Origin of the sequence: Streptomyces sp. NBC_00154, assembly GCF_026342835.1 — a bacterium.
Lineage (GTDB): Bacteria > Actinomycetota > Actinomycetes > Streptomycetales > Streptomycetaceae > Streptomyces.
Window position 1 is genome coordinate 7,285,921 of sequence record NZ_JAPEMI010000001.1, and the last position, 15,396, is coordinate 7,301,316.

Genomic DNA, 15,396 nt, shown 5'->3' on the forward strand with positions numbered 1-15,396 from the left:
AGCAGCCGCATGTGGCGTCACATCAGCTGCTGATCCCGCCCATTGCGCAGCGCTGCGAGTCGGGCCATTTGCTCGCCCATGCCGCGTGTCCCGGCCAGCGGCGTGCGGGCGTGCGGCCAGATGGTGCGGACGAGGCTGACATGCCGTGCCCCACCGAGGGCCACAACGGGGTCGAGGAGCACGATGTCGCGCATGGCCGCCTGCTTGAGGAGGACTTGGGCCGTTATGGCGTCGGCAGCGCCATGGGGTGTGTCGTACGGCTCGATGACGTCGTCGAGGTCGAGCAGGCCGTGGCGTGCAGAGAGGATGAGCAGTCGGTCGGGCTGCAGTGCATCAGCCGCCTTACGGCACGCACGGTGATACGAGCCGACATACATATCTGCCGCTCGTGCGCGCCGGCCCAGTTTGCGGCTACCGCACGGGATGACGACGAGTTCTGGTTCGAAGCAGTCGAGATAGTCGTTCGCTGTCATTCCTGTCGTCCTGCCTGTTCGCGTTGATGTGAGCGGCACCACTGCTGTGCTCACCCGGTACGAGTCTCATCCGAGGCGGTGTCGCCGGCTTGTCGACCGGGGAACCCGTGATGTGGGACCGGCCGTGGGGTCGACCCGGCGGCCGTGAGATTGCGGCTGATGACTTACAACCGGGCTCTGGACCGAGGCGATGTCGGGTCGCGTGGACTACGAGCCCTCGGATCAGGACGCGCGGCACCGGTAATCAGGTCTCAGCCGTGCGGTGGCAGCGTTCCACGCGGGGCCACCTTCCTGCCGCAATGTCCTGATGTGACGCTGTTATGGCATTCCTGAGTCTCTCTCTCGGCTCCCGCGATGCCATAGCGTCGGTGGTCCGACAGGGTCGGATGGGTTCGCCTCCACGACGGATGTTCAGTGGAAGTGAAGTCTGCGGGCACGATGAGTGATGACCGGCAGTCCGGGCGTGTCCATCATCGGTAGTTCTGAATGAGGAAAGAAGGCGATCCACACAGTGGCGTCGCAATCACGCTTCGGCATCAACGAATGGCTCGTGGACGAACAGTACGAGCGATACCTGCACGACCCCGGCTCGGTCGATCAGACCTGGAGGGAGTTCTTCGCCTCCGCGGCCCCCGTGGCCGTTCCGCAGGCACGCAACGGCGCGATGACTGCGCAGGACAGCACGGACGAGGCGGCGGTCAAGGCGGTGCGTGTTGCCGCGCTCATCGACGCGTATCGAGTTCGCGGACACTTGGTGGCCGATACCGACCCGCTCGCGACAGGGCGGGTGGTGGCACATCCGGAACTCGACATCATGGCATTCGGACTCCGAGACGATGACCTGCAAAGTGAGTTCGTCGTCGACGGCTTTGCCGGGCACGCCACCATGACTCTTCGCAACGTGCTGAATGCTCTGCAGGAGTTCTACTGCCGTACCGTCGGCACCGAGTACATGCACATCCAAAGCTCCCAGGAACGTCGCTGGGTCCAGCAGCGGATCGAGTCGCCTCAGCCCCGGCCGAACGTCGCCGAACAATTGCAGATTCTCTACCGGTTGGGTGCGGCAGAGGCCTTCGAGACGTTCCTGCAGACCAAGTATGTGGGCCACAAACGGTATTCGCTTGAAGGCGGCGAGTCGGCGATCGTGCTGCTCGACGCGCTGCTGCTCCGCTCCATCAGGCATGGGGTGAGGGAAGCTGTCATCGGTATGGCACACCGAGGCCGGCTCAACGTTCTGGCCAACACCATCGGCAAGTCCTACGCAGAGATCTTCCATGAGTTCGAGGATGCAGTAGACATTCGGTCGGTCCAGGGATCCGGCGACGTGAAGTACCACCTCGGTGCGGAAGGGACCTATCGTGCCCTGGACGGCGGCACCATTGCGGTCTCCGTCGTGGCAAACCCCTCGCATCTGGAGATCGTAGGGCCGGTGGCCCAGGGGGTGGTGCGAGCCAAGCAGGAGTCGGCCGCAGACGGTGGCGAAGCCTTCCCTGTATTGCCGATCGTCGTCCACGGCGATGCCGCATTTGCCGGTCAGGGTGTGGTGTCCGAGACGCTCAACATGTCACAGCTGCCCGGCTACCGCACCGGCGGGACGGTTCACATCGTCATCAACAACCAGGTCGGCTTTACGACCTCGCCCGCCAACGGCCGTTCGAGCACATACGCCACCGACGTGGCACGGTCGGTCGAGGCCCCGATCTTCCATGTGAACGGAGACGATCCCGAGGCCGTTGTCCAGGTCGCGCGCCTGGCCTTCGACTATCGTCAGACGTTCCACAAGGACGTGGTTGTCGATCTGATCTGCTACAGGCGCCACGGGCACAGCGAGGTCGATGATCCATCCATCACTCAGCCGGCGATGTACGACCGCATCGACGTCAGGGCTTCGGTGCGCAAGCTGTACGCCGAGGCGCTGGTCCGCCGAGGGGACATCGGCGAGCGGCAGGTGGAAGGGGCATTGCGGGACTATCAGGGACACCTTGAGCGGGCCTTCACCGAGACCCGGGCGCTGTCGGCGCCACTCTCTCCGAAGCCCGTGAACCCTGTGGCCGCTCAGAATGCAGCCGCCCCCCAGGTGGCGACCGCGATCACGGAGGCGACCGCCCGGCACGTCATCGCTTCCCAGACCGGTGTGCCGGAAGGGTTCACCGTTCACGCGCGCGTTCTTCCGCAGCTCCAGAGGCGTGCCACGATGCTGGATGCGGGAACGATCGACTGGGCCACCGCAGAAACACTGGCCATAGGCTCCCTGTTGCTGGACGGGGTTCCGGTGCGGCTGGCCGGGCAGGATTCCCGCCGCGGCACGTTCGGCCAACGGCACGCTGTGCTCACCGACCGGCGCACCGGCGTGGAGCACACGCCGCTGAGCTCTCTCGGCTCGCGGGCCGCGAGCTTTGCACCCTACGACTCGATGTTGTCCGAACTAGGAGCGCTGGCCTTCGAGTACGGCTACTCACTGGCGCGGCCCGACGCTCTGGTGCTGTGGGAGGCCCAGTTCGGCGACTTCGTCAACGGGGCCCAGACAGTTATCGACGAGTACATCTCATCATCCGAGCAGAAGTGGGGGCAGCGCTCCGGGGTGACACTGTTGCTGCCGCACGGCTTGGAAGGGCAGGGGCCAGACCACTCCTCCGGCAGGATCGAGCGATTCCTTCAACTCTGCGCGCAGGGGAACATGACCGTCGCCATGCCCTCCCTGCCGGGCAACTACTTTCATCTGCTCAGGCAGCAAGCGCTCGGCGAGCACAGTAGGCCTTTGGTCGTCTTCACTCCGAAGTCGATGCTGCGGTTGAAGGCAGCCACCTCCGGGCTGACGGAGCTCACCGCGGGCGCGTTCCGTCCGGTCATACCGGACGAGACGGCGGACACCGCCCGGATCAGGCGTGTGCTGGTGTGCTCGGGCAAGGTCTTCTACGACCTGGACGCCTACCGGCGGAGCGCTGAGCTGTCGGACACGGCGATCGTCCGCCTGGAGCGTCTCTACCCGTTCCCGGAAGAGGAGCTGAGCGCGGAACTCGCCCGATTCTCCGCCGAGGCCGAGGTGCGATGGGTGCAGGAGGAGCCGGAGAACCAAGGAGCATGGTCCTTCGTGGGGCCCTACGTGCACCGGCTGGCGAGCCGTCCCATCGAATGCATCAGCCGACCGGAGGCGCCGGCCCCCGCCGTGGGGTCTGCCCGACGGCATGCCGGCGAACAGAAGGATCTCGTTATGTCAGCCTTCCACTGAGCCCTGCCGCGTACGACGGCGCCGAAGACGGGCTCGCGCGCTACGGCCCACGGGCCTTTTGTTCCGGACGCCCCTCGGACCGGATCCGAGGGGTGTCCGGTTGCATGGGGCATGCACGTCAGCGCCATGCCGGCACAGCACCAGTGCCCTGGCATCCGACGGCTGTCAAGAAGCCGGGCTGCGGCCAAAGGTGCGCGTGCATACCGACGCGGCGTACGGGCTTCGCGCATCCAACAAGTGCGTCCTGCCCCCAATGCCGGTGAGTTAGCGCGTCGGTGCAGGTCAGGTGGGGTGCTTGGTGACTTTGAGTGTGTAGCGGACGTTACTGGGAGTGCGGGTCTGGTCCCGTTTTCTGACCTCGAAGGTGTTCTTGGACGGCTTCTTGATGCGCTGGCACTGCCGGTTGCGCCGGGGCGGCAGGAGGGCGGCCAAGAGCTCTGTGGTGGCTTCGCGGCGGGCGGCGGCCAGTGTGGTGACGTCGGCTGCGGCCTGGGCGGCGACGGCCAGCCGGGCGAGCTGCACCGTGACGGTGAAGGAGATCCGGTCAGGATCGGTCCCGCCGTGTTCTGCCGCGCGCGTCTGCAGTGCGCATAGTGCCTGGTAGACGGTGAGAAGGGCGTAGATCTCCTGGTAGATCAGCTCGGGCGCCTTGGAGCGCAGGATGAATCCGGCGCCGCGCAGGCGGTTCTTCAGTTCCGCGAATCCGTTTTCGATCTCCCACCGCTGGTGATATGCCCTCGCCAGCTGGTGGGCCGGGGCGAGGCGGTGGTCCAGCAGGCTGGTGACCAGCCGGAACGTCTCGGTGCGGGGTGGGCCGGCCTGTGGGTGGATGGTCACGGTGTACTCGATGATCCGTACCAGGTGTCCCCGGGGCGGCTCGGTCAGGGTGCGTCCGGCCGCGCGGGCCTGACCGTGGCGGATGTTCTCCGCGGGCGTGCGCATGATGGACAGGTAGGACCCGTCGGACAGCACCCGCAGCGGCACGAAGACCAGGTTCTTCTTGATCCGCCAGGCCAGGTGGGCGCCGGTGGCGCGGGCCAGGCCCCACAGCTGGTATCCGGCGAAGTTGCGGTCGGCCAGCAGCAGCATGTCCCCTCGCAGGGAGGCCAGCAGCCGGCGGGCGAGCTTGTGCTCGCTGAACCTGGCCACGGCGTCGAAGGCCGCGTCGACCAGGGCGTGGGTGCCGCATTCGGTCAGGGCCATCAGGCGGACCTGTGGGTGTCCGCTCTGGTTGACACCACCCTTGCCGGTGAAACCGAACTCAGCAGCGTTTGCCGGGGTGTCGGGGACATCCAGCGCGGTGCCGTCCCAGGCGACCAGCCGCAGCCCGAAGGCGAACGCGCCCGGAGTGACGGTCGTGGCCAGCGTGCCGCACCGCCGCTCGAACAGCGCCTGCAGCGGCTTGTCGCCCAGCCGCTGCCGGGCCCGTGTCAGGGCCGAGCTGGTGGGCAAGCGCTGCACACACAGGCCTGGCAGATGCCGCAGCTTCTCCGTCAACGTGCGCAGGACCGACCGGTATCCCGGCGGCCCGGCACTGTCGGAGCTGCTGAACAGGCACAACGCCAGGATGAAGTAGACCACCGCCCGGGCGGGCAACAGCCGGCGGCGACGCTCGCCGCAGCCGGTCAACTCCACGACCTCGTCAACCAGTTCAGGGCTGATCTCCTCGGTCAACACGCCGAGACGGACGTGCTCGCCAAAGCGCCGGTCCGTGGGGGTCACCAGCCTGTTCAACGGGGCCTGGCTGCCCTCGGTGATGGCAGACGACATGCGGACGATGGCACACTGAGTACCCAACGGAGTTCCCTCGCGGACAGTCGGATCTTGGTCGATCTTCTGTCCTACCGGGAACTCCGTTGCCGTGTCCCGGCCTCCGCCGACACGTCACCAGAAGTGACGGATCACGCAACGTCACCAGGGGATATTCCCAACCAAACCCCGCACTATCAAGTGCCTGACCTGCACCGACGCGCTAACTCACCGGCATTGGTCCTGCCCCTGGGGGCATGTTGTGGAGCAATTGGCTGGCTGAGGCCAGGGCTCAGGACCCGAAGGGCCCCGTGTTCTGGCTCTTGGCGTTCGCCGTGCCCAGCCCTTGTGCGAGTCCCTGGTCCGCTGCCCCGCGCTCCAGCGCCCCGCGTTCCCCCGAGCCGCCTCTGCGCCGCAGTACGACCAAGCAGCCCCCGACCGCGGCCGCGAGCACAACCACCATGGAAACAATGAAGATCATGGGTCCCCCGTTTGTCTGGCGGGACCGTGCTGTGGCCCCTTGTTGAGCTCTATTGTCACTTGCCGCCTGTTCAGAGGGAAGCCCGAGTCCTGCTTGGGCGCCGCAGATCCGTTTCGGAGTACATGCCGCACTCGTGCCATCGAGTGGCTTGGGGTCAGCAGGTCGTCACTGGGGAATCGACGCGCAGGTCCCGGATGTACCAGTCGAACCGTGTGGCGTCCTTCGTGTGTGTCTGCCTGCCGGGGGTGAACCCTGCCCGCCGCGCGACTGCGGCAGATTCGGGATTCTCCGGCTCCACCTGGATCACCGCCTCCTCCCCGCCTTCACTCGCCGCGTACCGGGACACCAAGAGGACCGCGCGGGTAGCCAGGCCACGTCCCCTCCAGGACGGATAGAGGCCGTACGCGACATTCACCTGCCCGGGAGCCAAACCCTCTCCTGCGAACCGCAAGTCGATGGTCCCTGCGAGTGCCTCGCCGGCGCCCGCCCGGATGCCGAAAGCGCGGAGTGGCCCGGCGGTGTCCCACTGTTCCCGGCAGTGCCGGAAGTACGCTTCAACGCCCTCGCGCGTCCCGGGACCGCCGTTGAGCCGGCGAACGAGCAGCTCATCCTCCCCCGCGAGGTGCGCCTCCACATCGTCCGGACGCAGCTGGGACAGAGTGATGGTCCCGTCGGACAGCTTCACTTCATGCATCCGGCGATTCTTGACCCCGGCGCCACGTCGCACCACCGGATTCCGCGGGACATCACACAGAGCCAGGTGGGCAAAGCCACACCAAGATCATCTCCTGCGACTGAGTACCCAATGGGCCGGTCTGAGCGTCGCACTTGGTGTAATCACGGCGCCGGAGCCGTCTTGAACAGCCCCGTTCACCGGGCTGAGGCCGCGCTGCTTCGGCAAGCTGATGACCGCGTTGCGACGCGAAGGCGCGGACGAGGTCAGCAAGTGACTGCCGTGGAGCCTGCCTTGGAGGACCGGGTCCTGCTGGTCGCCGCGTACCGGCGGACGAACCCTACACTGCGGCAGCTCGCTCCGCTGTTCGGGATTGTGACTCCACCGACCCTTGACCTGCCCCTGCCCCTGCCGCAGGCTCAGGCCTTCGCCTGCGGCAGCGAGTCAGGCCGCGTGCTGCCCGGTGTTCTCCGGTATTTTCCGAACTTCGGCGGCCGTCGGGTGAATCCCGAGGAAGCCGACCACTGCGCCGAAGGCCGTCAGACCGGCGGCGACGGCGAAGCTGAAGGCGTAGCCGCGCGCGGTGGCGGCCATCGGGTCGACGCCTGCGTGCTGCAGAACGGTGGCGTGGCTGGTGCCCATGGAGACCAGGGCGGCCAGACCGATGGCGCTGCCGATCTGCATGGACGCATTGTTCATACTGCTGGCGATACCCGCGTCCTCACCTGTGGCACCATCCACTCCGGCGACGGTGGATCCGACGAGAACCAGGCCGCCTCCCAGTGGCACGAGGATCAGCCCGGGCAGCACATCGGCCACATACGTGCCGTGCGCGCTCAGTCCGGCAAGGAAGATGTAGCCGACCGTGGAGATCGCAAGGCCTCCTCCATTCAGTGTCCGCAGCCCGAACCGGGGGAGGAGGCGCGGTGCGATCACAGTGGCGCTGAACAGAATGACCAACCCGAACGGTACGAAGGCGAATCCGGTCGCCAGCGCGGAGAAATGCAGTGTGTGTTGCACGTACAGGCTCAGTGAGAAGAAGAAGGTGGCGAATCCGACGTAGTAGCAGACGCGGACCAGGTTGGCGATGCTCCGGTTGCGCGAGCGTAGGAACGCGAGGGGCATCAGGGGCTGTGCCACCCGGGCCTCGACCAGCACGAAACCGATCAGGAGGAGAACACCGATCCCCACGCAGCCGAGGACGGGGAACGAGAGCCACGCACGATTGCTCTTCTCCAGCAGGCCGAACACGACCAGCAGCAGGCCGAGGGTGACCAGGATGGCTCCGAGGACGTCAGGCCGGCCGCGCTTGGCGGCGCGGCTCTCGGAGACGAGGCGGGGGGTGGCGAGAATTGCGAAGGCGGCGACGGGCAGGTTGATGAAAAATATCCAGCGCCAGGAGGCGAGGTCGGTGAGGATGCCTGAGAGCACGACGCCCAGGGCCACGCCAACTCCGGCCAGGCCGCTCCAGATGGCCATCGCCCGCGCCCTTTCCTGTGGCCGGGTGAACAGCAGCGTCACCAGGGACAGGGCCGCCGGACTGACAAGTGCCGCACCAATGCCCTGCACGAAGCGACTGGCGACGAGTACACCGGCCTGCTGGGCCACTCCGGCGCTCGCCGACGAAAGCGCGAAGATCGCCAGACCGATCAGGAACAGGCGTCTACGGCCCACCAGATCGCCCAGGCGCCCACCGAGCATCAGCAGTCCGCCGTAGGTGACGGTGTAACCGTTGACGACCCACGCCAGGCCGGTGCTCGTAAAGCCGAGATCCTTCTGGATGGGGGGAAGCGCGACATTGACCACGGTCACGTCGAGCAGCAGCATCACCTGCACCAGGCAGATGATGCCGAGCGCGCGCCACCTGCGCGGATCGGGTTCGAGAGTGGATCCGATCGAAGCCATCATTGATCGCCTTCTGTTCGGTGGGGCCGCCACCGTGCCCCTCAAACGCCTTCATACGAGGCGAGGCTTCAGGCCGGCCCGGTCGTCGGGCATTTCCTGACCTGTTCAACTCGCACGGGCTGCCCAGGCATGGCCGCAGCTACGGACGGCACAGGCGCAGATTCAGCCCTCTGACGGTGGGCTCGTCCGAGGACGGCTCGCAGTCCGGTGAACGCAAGCCCTCCTGCAGCGCACCGGGGTGCAGGTCAAAAAGAAGGGACAACCCAGGATCCGGCGCCGTGGTGCCTCTCCCTGCAGGCGTCGACTGCGCATGAGGACGTGGCAAAACCTGTGCAGCGCGCCCCTGTTGGCGAGGTCCAGAGGATTCGGGCTGTCGGACAGGACCGCAGGCTCGCGAAGCCGGCCGAGTTCGGCAGATGGCCGAGGAACGCCCGGGCAAGGCAACCGGGCCCGTCACTTCTCGGAACCCCAGAGGGCAGAGCGGCGGTTGACACCTGCCCTCCCCGATGTGCCCGTAGCCTGGACGGCCCGCTCACTTCCGGACGAGGGAGCTGAAACGGCCCGAGGACACTATGGCCGCCCCGCTCACCGAAGCTCTATTCCAGGCACACCGGAGCGACCCCCGCAGGCAGGGATACGCACGGCCTCGGCGACGATCAGGCCACGACGTGAAACCTGTGGCGAATCCTGCCGCTGTGCCCACCGCACGCGCGCTTCGAGCGACAATCTGCAACGGTGTCTGTATACCGCTGTACCGGAGCTCGGCGCTGAGCCGGCCTCAGGCAGCTGACAGCTCACCGTCATCGGCCCGTTGTGCCTCGACTACGACGTCACCGCCGGGGACACCTGATTCTGTGTGCGCACGCCCCGTCGTCCGGAAGCTGGCCCGGAATGCACCAGGTGTGACACTCAGGTGTCGCACGAACGCTCTGCGGAGCGACTCGGGTGAGCCGAACCCTGTGCGCCGCGCCACGACCGGCATGGGGTCGTCACCCGTCTCCAGCAGCGCCTGGGCAGCTTCCAGCCGGACCTGCTCGACATACCGCGCCGGCGTCGTTCCCACCTCTTCGTAGAAGAGTCGGGTCACGTGACGGACGCTGATGCCTGCCCTGCGGGCCATGGCCGTCAGTGTGTGGTTGGCCCCGGGGTTCTCGGCGACGGCGTCCAGGACCCGGCGGAGCATCTGCTGGTGGGTGTGCGGCGCCCGGGTACGGACGCTGAATTGGGACTGGCTACCCGGTCGCTGCATGAAGACGACCATGTCCTTGGCGACCGATCGAGCGACCTCCGCACCGTAGTGCTCTTCGACCAGCGCCAAGGACAGGTCGATACCGGCACTGACACCTGCCGAAGTCATCATCTGTCCGTCCCGCACGAAGATGGCGTCCGGTGCGACCTGCACGGAGGGGAAACGAGAGGCCAGTTCCCCTGATTGCCGCCAGTGCGTCGTAGCGCGACGGCCGTTCAGAAGCCCGGCCGCGGCCAGCAGAAACGCTCCCGTGCACACCGATGCCGTGCAGCGGCTCTTCTCGTTCAGTTGCCGGACAACATCCAAAAGAGCGTCGTCCTTGATCAGCGTTTCCCATTCCGGACCGCCCGGGATCACCAGAACGTCGCACGGCTCCTGTACATCGTCGACGGAAAGGTCAGCGCCGAGTCGGGTCCCGGCGGAGGTGATCACGTCCGTCCCGTCCTCGGACGCAATCTGCACCCGATAGCGTCCGCCGAACTCGTTCGCCGTCGTGAACACCTCGATGGGACCGGTCACATCGAGCAGCCGCACCCCCGGAAAGACGAACACTGTCACAGTGTGCGGACCTGTTCCAGGGTGCTTGTGCTTCATCGGGTACCTCCGGGCCGTGCATGGTGTGGACACCAGATCGATGGAATGCCGGCGACAGCATGCTCGCCGGCGTGCCGCCGCCACTTCGCCTCAGGATCGAGGCGAACGCCCGACGAAGGCCCAAGTGTCGAAGTGGTTGACCCCGATTGCCTGGTGCGGACCGTCGAACGTGCCCTGCAGAACGCGGCACGGAGTGTCCTGATACGTGCCGCGGGCCGCAGGATCCTGGTCCAAGGGCGGTGACCGACCCCTTGAGGCGCTGGTCGGCGAGTGTGCCCCAGAGATCAGGGACGGGGTTACCGCCGGCCCCGCCCTCGGACTTCTGTGTGCTCATCATGCGCCCGTGACCCGTACTGGAGCCACGATCGGCTTGCTACCTGCTGGGAGGCACAGCCTCCCAGTCCACTCGTCGGGAGGCGCGCGAAGCTGCTGCTTCGACACCTGTTCGCACCGAGATCGCGGTGCCGTGGGACGACGGGCGCAGCGTCGAGCCGCAGACCGTCCAGGAGTGGCAGCACCGCCTGACCGGCGTCGACGCGATGCCCCTTTCCCTGTCCGCGCGGGGGCTGACGCACGGCGACATCTCCGCGTACCTGTCCGAGGCCGACGACGCGAGTGTGTCCAAGCAGATGATCCGGTGATCCGGGACGGCCGAGGGGCAGGACGATTTTCTGGCCCCCTGGCGGATCCTGGGTGGCGCAGCCGCTAAGAACCTCGTCACGGACCTCGAGGACGCCTGCTGCTGGGCACGGTGCCCGGTCCAAGACCGCGACGGGAAGTTCCCCGACCTGTTCGACGCCGTCCTGGGTCACCCGGTCGTTCGTTCGGCGGGGGCCGCCACCACGCCCGGGGCGTCCCCGAGCCAGCCTCGTTCGCGTGCCAGCAGCGCGATCTGGAAGCGGGTCCGCGCGCCGAGGAGCTCTGCGGTCTCGCTGATGTGTTTCTGGATCGTCCGTCGGCTCAGCCCCAGGACCCGGGCGATCGCGTCGTCCGTCAGACCCGCGCGCAAGAGAGTGAGGATGTCGCGCATCCGCCCCGGAGGCTGGCCGTCCGGTTCCGTCGCAGTGATTGGCGGTCGGCCGGGGCCGCTGTCCAGCGACACCGGGGTCGCCCGTTCCCAGACGCTTTCGAAGAGCGCGGTGAGCACTCCGAGAAGTGTGGTCGAGTGCACGATGAGCGAACCCGCAGACGGATCCTCCTGTCGTAGCGGCATGATGCCGACCGTCGCATCGAACACCACCAGTTTCATCGGGAGCCCGGCCAACAGCCGCAGCTCCCCGCCCCGGGCTGTGCCGCTCAGGGCGGTGCGCAGCGAAACGGTGTCGGTCATCCCGTCGGTGTCGTACACCGACCGGAGCCGCACTCCGTCAGGCACGGGGACCTCCGGAGTCGGTGCGTCCGAAACGGCTGCGGGGGCAGTCGGCGCCGAGGTGCCCTCGAGGCGCGCGGACCGCGTGACGTACGGAGGTTTGGCGAGGTGGAGCACCTCGTGCCGACTGGACGCGAGCAGCTGCGCGTAGCGCACCCCGACCTGCTCGGCGCTCTCCACCACCTCGAACAGGTCGGAGGTGACGCGACGGTGCGACGCCGAGCGGTATGCCTCGTGCAACCGCTCCATGTACAGCTCCGCCCGCGCCAGTTCCTGCCGCCTCTGGGCCAGCAGCGAACCGAGGGTGGAGCGGGGCGGGCCCGCGCTCCAACGCGTGGGACGGTCACCTACGCGGACGACCAGGTTTTCGTTCTCCAGTGCCTGTAGGGCGCGTTCGGCGGCTGCCGAGGTGACCCCGAGCGCTTCGGCAACCGCCTCGCTGCTCAGCTCCGGCTGCGTGACCAGGCATTCGAGCACCCGGCCGGCCAAGGGGCCCAGACCGGTCCCGGCCCACGGCAATTCCGACGACACCGCCACAGCTGTCCCCCTTTCGGCGCGTTCGCGAGGCCGATCGTACGCGGTGGAGTCGGCCGGAGCGATCACGTGCTCGTTACATCCCTGTACGGCCGGGGCGGACCCGTTCCGTTCCTGTCTGTTCCTGTTCACATCTGCGCAGTTGCGCGGACCCGCACTCCGGATCTCCTTGCCTGGCGGATCGCGCCCCGGACAGGGTGATCACGAGCCGCCGACGCGACGCAGCCCGAGCCGCTTCAGCCGATACCGGCCGCGGCACTCCCTCTCGCGGCCCTCGCAGAGGGCGGTGACCAAGTCCGTCCCGCACCACCGCAGGCGCGACCGCGTCGACCCACGGCTCGCGCCGCATCGCACCCCTTCACGCCGGAGGAACACCCAGCCTCCGGTTCCCCACCCCACCGGCCGTCACCGCACGTCCGGACAGAAGGAGTTACAGCAGTGCCGAACAACTTCCGTACCAACAGGGCCACGTCGCCGCGTGTCGCGGCAATTGCGGCCGTCGCCATGGCCACGCTCTTCGTTTCGGTCCTCCCCGCCTCGGGCACCGCCTCTGCCTCGGTCGGCACGGATCAAGCACCACGGCAGATCACCGCGGAGCCCCGGCCCGGCGCCCGGTCCGTGACGCTCTCCCCTGGGCAGCGCAGGAAGCTGCTCGAGGCGGCGACCGAGGCAAGCGTCGCCACCGCCCGTTCGCTGAAGCTGAGCGATCGGGAGGAGCTGATACCCAAGGACGTCGTCAAGGACGCAGACGGCACCGTGCACACTCGCTACGAGCGCACCTACGCCGGCCTGCCCGTCATCGGCGGCGACCTGGTGGTCCACGAGCAGGGTGCGGCCCGTACGGTCACCAGGGCCTCGGACGCCAAGGTGTCGGTGCCGACGACCAAGGCCGCCGTCACGGCCGCGACGGCGAAGAAGTCCGCCCTGGCCGCCGCGAAGACCAAGGAGACCGACGACGCGGCCACGGACGGATCGCCGAAGCTGGTCGTCTGGCTCGGGGGCAGCAAGCCCACGCTCGCCTGGCAGACCGTCGTCAGCGGCGTGCAGGAGGACGGAACCCCGAGCAGCCTGAGCGTGGTGACAGACGCCACGACCGGCAAGCAGCTCCAGAGCGTCGAACAGGTCCACTCAGGCACCGGCCACAGCCAGTACAGCGGTGAGGTGCCGATCGGCACCACGCGTAACGGCAGCCTCTACGAGCTGACCGACCCCGAGCGCGGCGGCCACAAGACGTACGACCTGACCGGCGTCGGCGGCAACGGCGTACTGGTCACCGACGACGACGACGTCTGGGGCGACGGAACGGCGGCCGACCGCCAGACCGCGGCCGTGGACGCCGCCTACGGCCAGCGGCAGACGTGGGACTTCTACCACGACCGGTTCGGCCGCAACGGCATCGCTGACGACGGTGTCGGCGCCTACTCCCGGGTCCACTACGGCGACGGATACGCCAACGCGTTCTGGGACAACGGCTGCTTCTGCATGACCTACGGCGACGGTCTGAACAACGCCAGGCCACTCACCGAACTCGACATCGCCGCACACGAGATGACCCACGGCGTCACTTACGCCACCGCGAACCTGACCTACTCCGGTGAGTCCGGCGGCCTGAACGAGGCCACCAGCGACATCATGGGCACCTCCGTGGAGTTCTCCGCGGACAACCCCGCAGATGTCCCCGACTACATGATCGGCGAGCTCGCCGACGTCCGCGGTACCGGCAAGCCGCTGCGCTACATGGACCAGCCCTCCAAGGACGCCTCCGCCAAGGGCACCTCTCAGGACTACTGGACCCCCGAGACCAGAAAGCTCGACCCGCACTTCAGCTCGGGCGTGGCCAACCACTTCTTCTACCTCCTCTCCGAGGGCAGCGGGAAGAAGACCATCAACGGCATCGCCTACGACAGCCCCACATCCGACGGCCTCCCGGTCGTCGGTCTCGGCCAGCGCGACGCGACCGCGGTCTGGTACCGGGCGCTGACCGTCTACATGACCAGTAGCACCGACTACGCGGGCGCCCGCGCCGCCACCCTCCGGGCCGCCGCCGACCTGTTCGGTCCGACCAGCGACGCCTACGAGGCCGTCGGCAACGCCTGGGCGGCCGTCAACGTCGGCGCCCGCTATGTGAACCACATCGCCGTGATCGCCCCCTCCACGCGGAAGTCGGCTGTCGGCCAGCCGACCAGCCGGCAGATCGAGGCGACGAGTTCCCGGCCGGGCCCTCTGTCGTATTCCGCGCACGGGCTTCCCAAGGGCCTGTCCATCGACGCGGAAACCGGCCTGATCAGCGGCACTCCGAAGAAGGCCGGCGACTTCAAGGCCGCCGTCACCATCACGAACTCGCCGAAGGTCAAGCGCACGGTGCACTTCGTGTGGACCGTCCTGGCCTCCGGTGGTGACTTCTTCGTCAACCCGGCCCGGTTCGACATCCCCAACTGGAAGAGCATCGAGTCCCCGCTCATCGTGACCGGCCGCAAGGGCAATGCCCCCAGCGACCTCAAGGTCACGGTCGACCTGTACCACCCGTGGGTCGGCGGTCAGGTGGTCAGCCTGGTCAGCGAGAACGGCACGGAGATCCCGGTCAAGGACTGGTACTGGGACACCGGCGAGGGCGAGCTGCACACCACCTACACGGTCGACGCGTCGGCGGTCCCCGCCAACGGCACATGGAAGCTTCGGGTCCAGGACAACACCCCCGGCATCTTCACCGTCGACCCCGGCTACCTCGACAGCTGGAGCCTCACCTTCTGACCGTTCTTCTCCACCGCACCGCGCACACCTGCCGCGCCCGGCCAAACGGGCGCGGCGGTACGTGTTCCTCCCTGCCGGCGGCCGGTCGGCGGGGCTGGGGTGGTGGTGATCAGTCTCGGGAGCGGCGGTCTGCCGGCGTGACAGCCCGGTGCTGTCGATGCGCCCACACGCGGGGGCGAGCGTCTCCCTCGCCAGGAAATCACTCTTGACGTATCCGTCCTTACCGACGACGGCCGCCGTCGTATCAGGCAGGGCGGTGTGGCCGGTGAACAGCTGCCAGACCCGAGTGAGGCGTCACGCGGCCGCTTGTCAGAGCCGTCCGTCATGCTCAGCGACATGAACGAGAACACCTTCTGGCAGTTCATCGACGACTGCAGTGTGGCCTTACG

10 protein-coding genes and 1 pseudogene are annotated in these 15,396 nt (G+C 67.4%); 4 read left to right on the plus strand and 7 right to left on the minus strand.

The window, feature by feature from the left end:
- Nucleotides 1–17: 17 nt before the first annotated feature.
- Nucleotides 18–473: a DUF6884 domain-containing protein gene (locus tag OHA03_RS32615; protein ID WP_267007287.1), complete on the minus strand. Its 456-nt coding sequence runs from the start codon at nt 471–473 to the stop codon at nt 18–20.
- A 511-nt stretch (nt 474–984) separates the two neighbouring features.
- Here OHA03_RS32615 and OHA03_RS32620 point away from each other — a divergent pair.
- The gene (locus tag OHA03_RS32620; RefSeq protein ID WP_267007288.1) at nt 985–3,702 is read left to right on the plus strand and encodes a multifunctional oxoglutarate decarboxylase/oxoglutarate dehydrogenase thiamine pyrophosphate-binding subunit/dihydrolipoyllysine-residue succinyltransferase subunit; all 2,718 of its coding nucleotides are present in this window, start codon (nt 985–987) and stop codon (nt 3,700–3,702) included.
- Between the two features lie 282 nt (nt 3,703–3,984).
- Here OHA03_RS32620 and OHA03_RS32625 read toward each other — a convergent pair whose 3' ends face one another.
- The 3 genes from OHA03_RS32625 to OHA03_RS32635 all read right to left on the minus strand — a co-directional run bounded on the left by OHA03_RS32625 (nt 3,985) and on the right by OHA03_RS32635 (nt 6,626).
- Nucleotides 3,985–5,472: an IS4 family transposase gene (locus OHA03_RS32625; protein WP_267000869.1), complete on the minus strand. Its 1,488-nt coding sequence runs from the start codon at nt 5,470–5,472 to the stop codon at nt 3,985–3,987.
- Between the two features lie 271 nt (nt 5,473–5,743).
- Nucleotides 5,744–5,932 carry a hypothetical protein gene (locus OHA03_RS32630; RefSeq protein ID WP_267007289.1) on the minus strand — a complete coding sequence of 63 codons (189 nt, stop codon included), beginning with the start codon at nt 5,930–5,932 and terminating at the stop codon, nt 5,744–5,746.
- A gap of 154 nt (nt 5,933–6,086) precedes the next feature.
- Complete coding sequence (locus OHA03_RS32635; RefSeq protein WP_267007290.1) at nt 6,087–6,626, minus strand: GNAT family N-acetyltransferase; 540 nt, start codon at nt 6,624–6,626, stop codon at nt 6,087–6,089.
- Between the two features lie 184 nt (nt 6,627–6,810).
- Here OHA03_RS32635 and OHA03_RS32640 point away from each other — a divergent pair.
- Nucleotides 6,811–6,980, plus strand: a pseudogene (locus tag OHA03_RS32640) (transposase family protein); the annotation flags it as partial.
- Between the two features lie 69 nt (nt 6,981–7,049).
- On the opposite strand, the gene OHA03_RS32645 reads toward OHA03_RS32640, so the two are convergent.
- Nucleotides 7,050–8,513, minus strand: coding sequence for an MFS transporter (locus OHA03_RS32645; protein ID WP_267007291.1), 1,464 nt, complete (start codon nt 8,511–8,513; stop codon nt 7,050–7,052).
- A 775-nt stretch (nt 8,514–9,288) separates the two neighbouring features.
- A complete protein-coding gene (locus OHA03_RS32650) occupies nt 9,289–10,311 on the minus strand; it encodes a DJ-1/PfpI family protein (RefSeq protein WP_323181284.1) in 1,023 nt (340 codons plus the stop codon).
- Between the two features lie 503 nt (nt 10,312–10,814).
- Between OHA03_RS32650 and OHA03_RS32655 the strand changes: the two genes are divergently transcribed.
- Nucleotides 10,815–10,994: a hypothetical protein gene (locus OHA03_RS32655; RefSeq protein WP_267007293.1), complete on the plus strand. Its 180-nt coding sequence runs from the start codon at nt 10,815–10,817 to the stop codon at nt 10,992–10,994.
- Between the two features lie 167 nt (nt 10,995–11,161).
- Here the strand turns inward: OHA03_RS32655 and OHA03_RS32660 are convergent, their stop codons facing one another.
- The gene (locus OHA03_RS32660; RefSeq protein WP_267007294.1) at nt 11,162–12,253 is read right to left on the minus strand and encodes a LuxR family transcriptional regulator; all 1,092 of its coding nucleotides are present in this window, start codon (nt 12,251–12,253) and stop codon (nt 11,162–11,164) included.
- Nucleotides 12,254–12,694: 441 nt separating this feature from the next.
- Here OHA03_RS32660 and OHA03_RS32665 point away from each other — a divergent pair, with 441 nt between their 5' ends.
- Nucleotides 12,695–15,007 carry a M4 family metallopeptidase gene (locus tag OHA03_RS32665; protein ID WP_323181285.1) on the plus strand — a complete coding sequence of 771 codons (2,313 nt, stop codon included), beginning with the start codon at nt 12,695–12,697 and terminating at the stop codon, nt 15,005–15,007.
- Nucleotides 15,008–15,396: the final 389 nt, after the last annotated feature.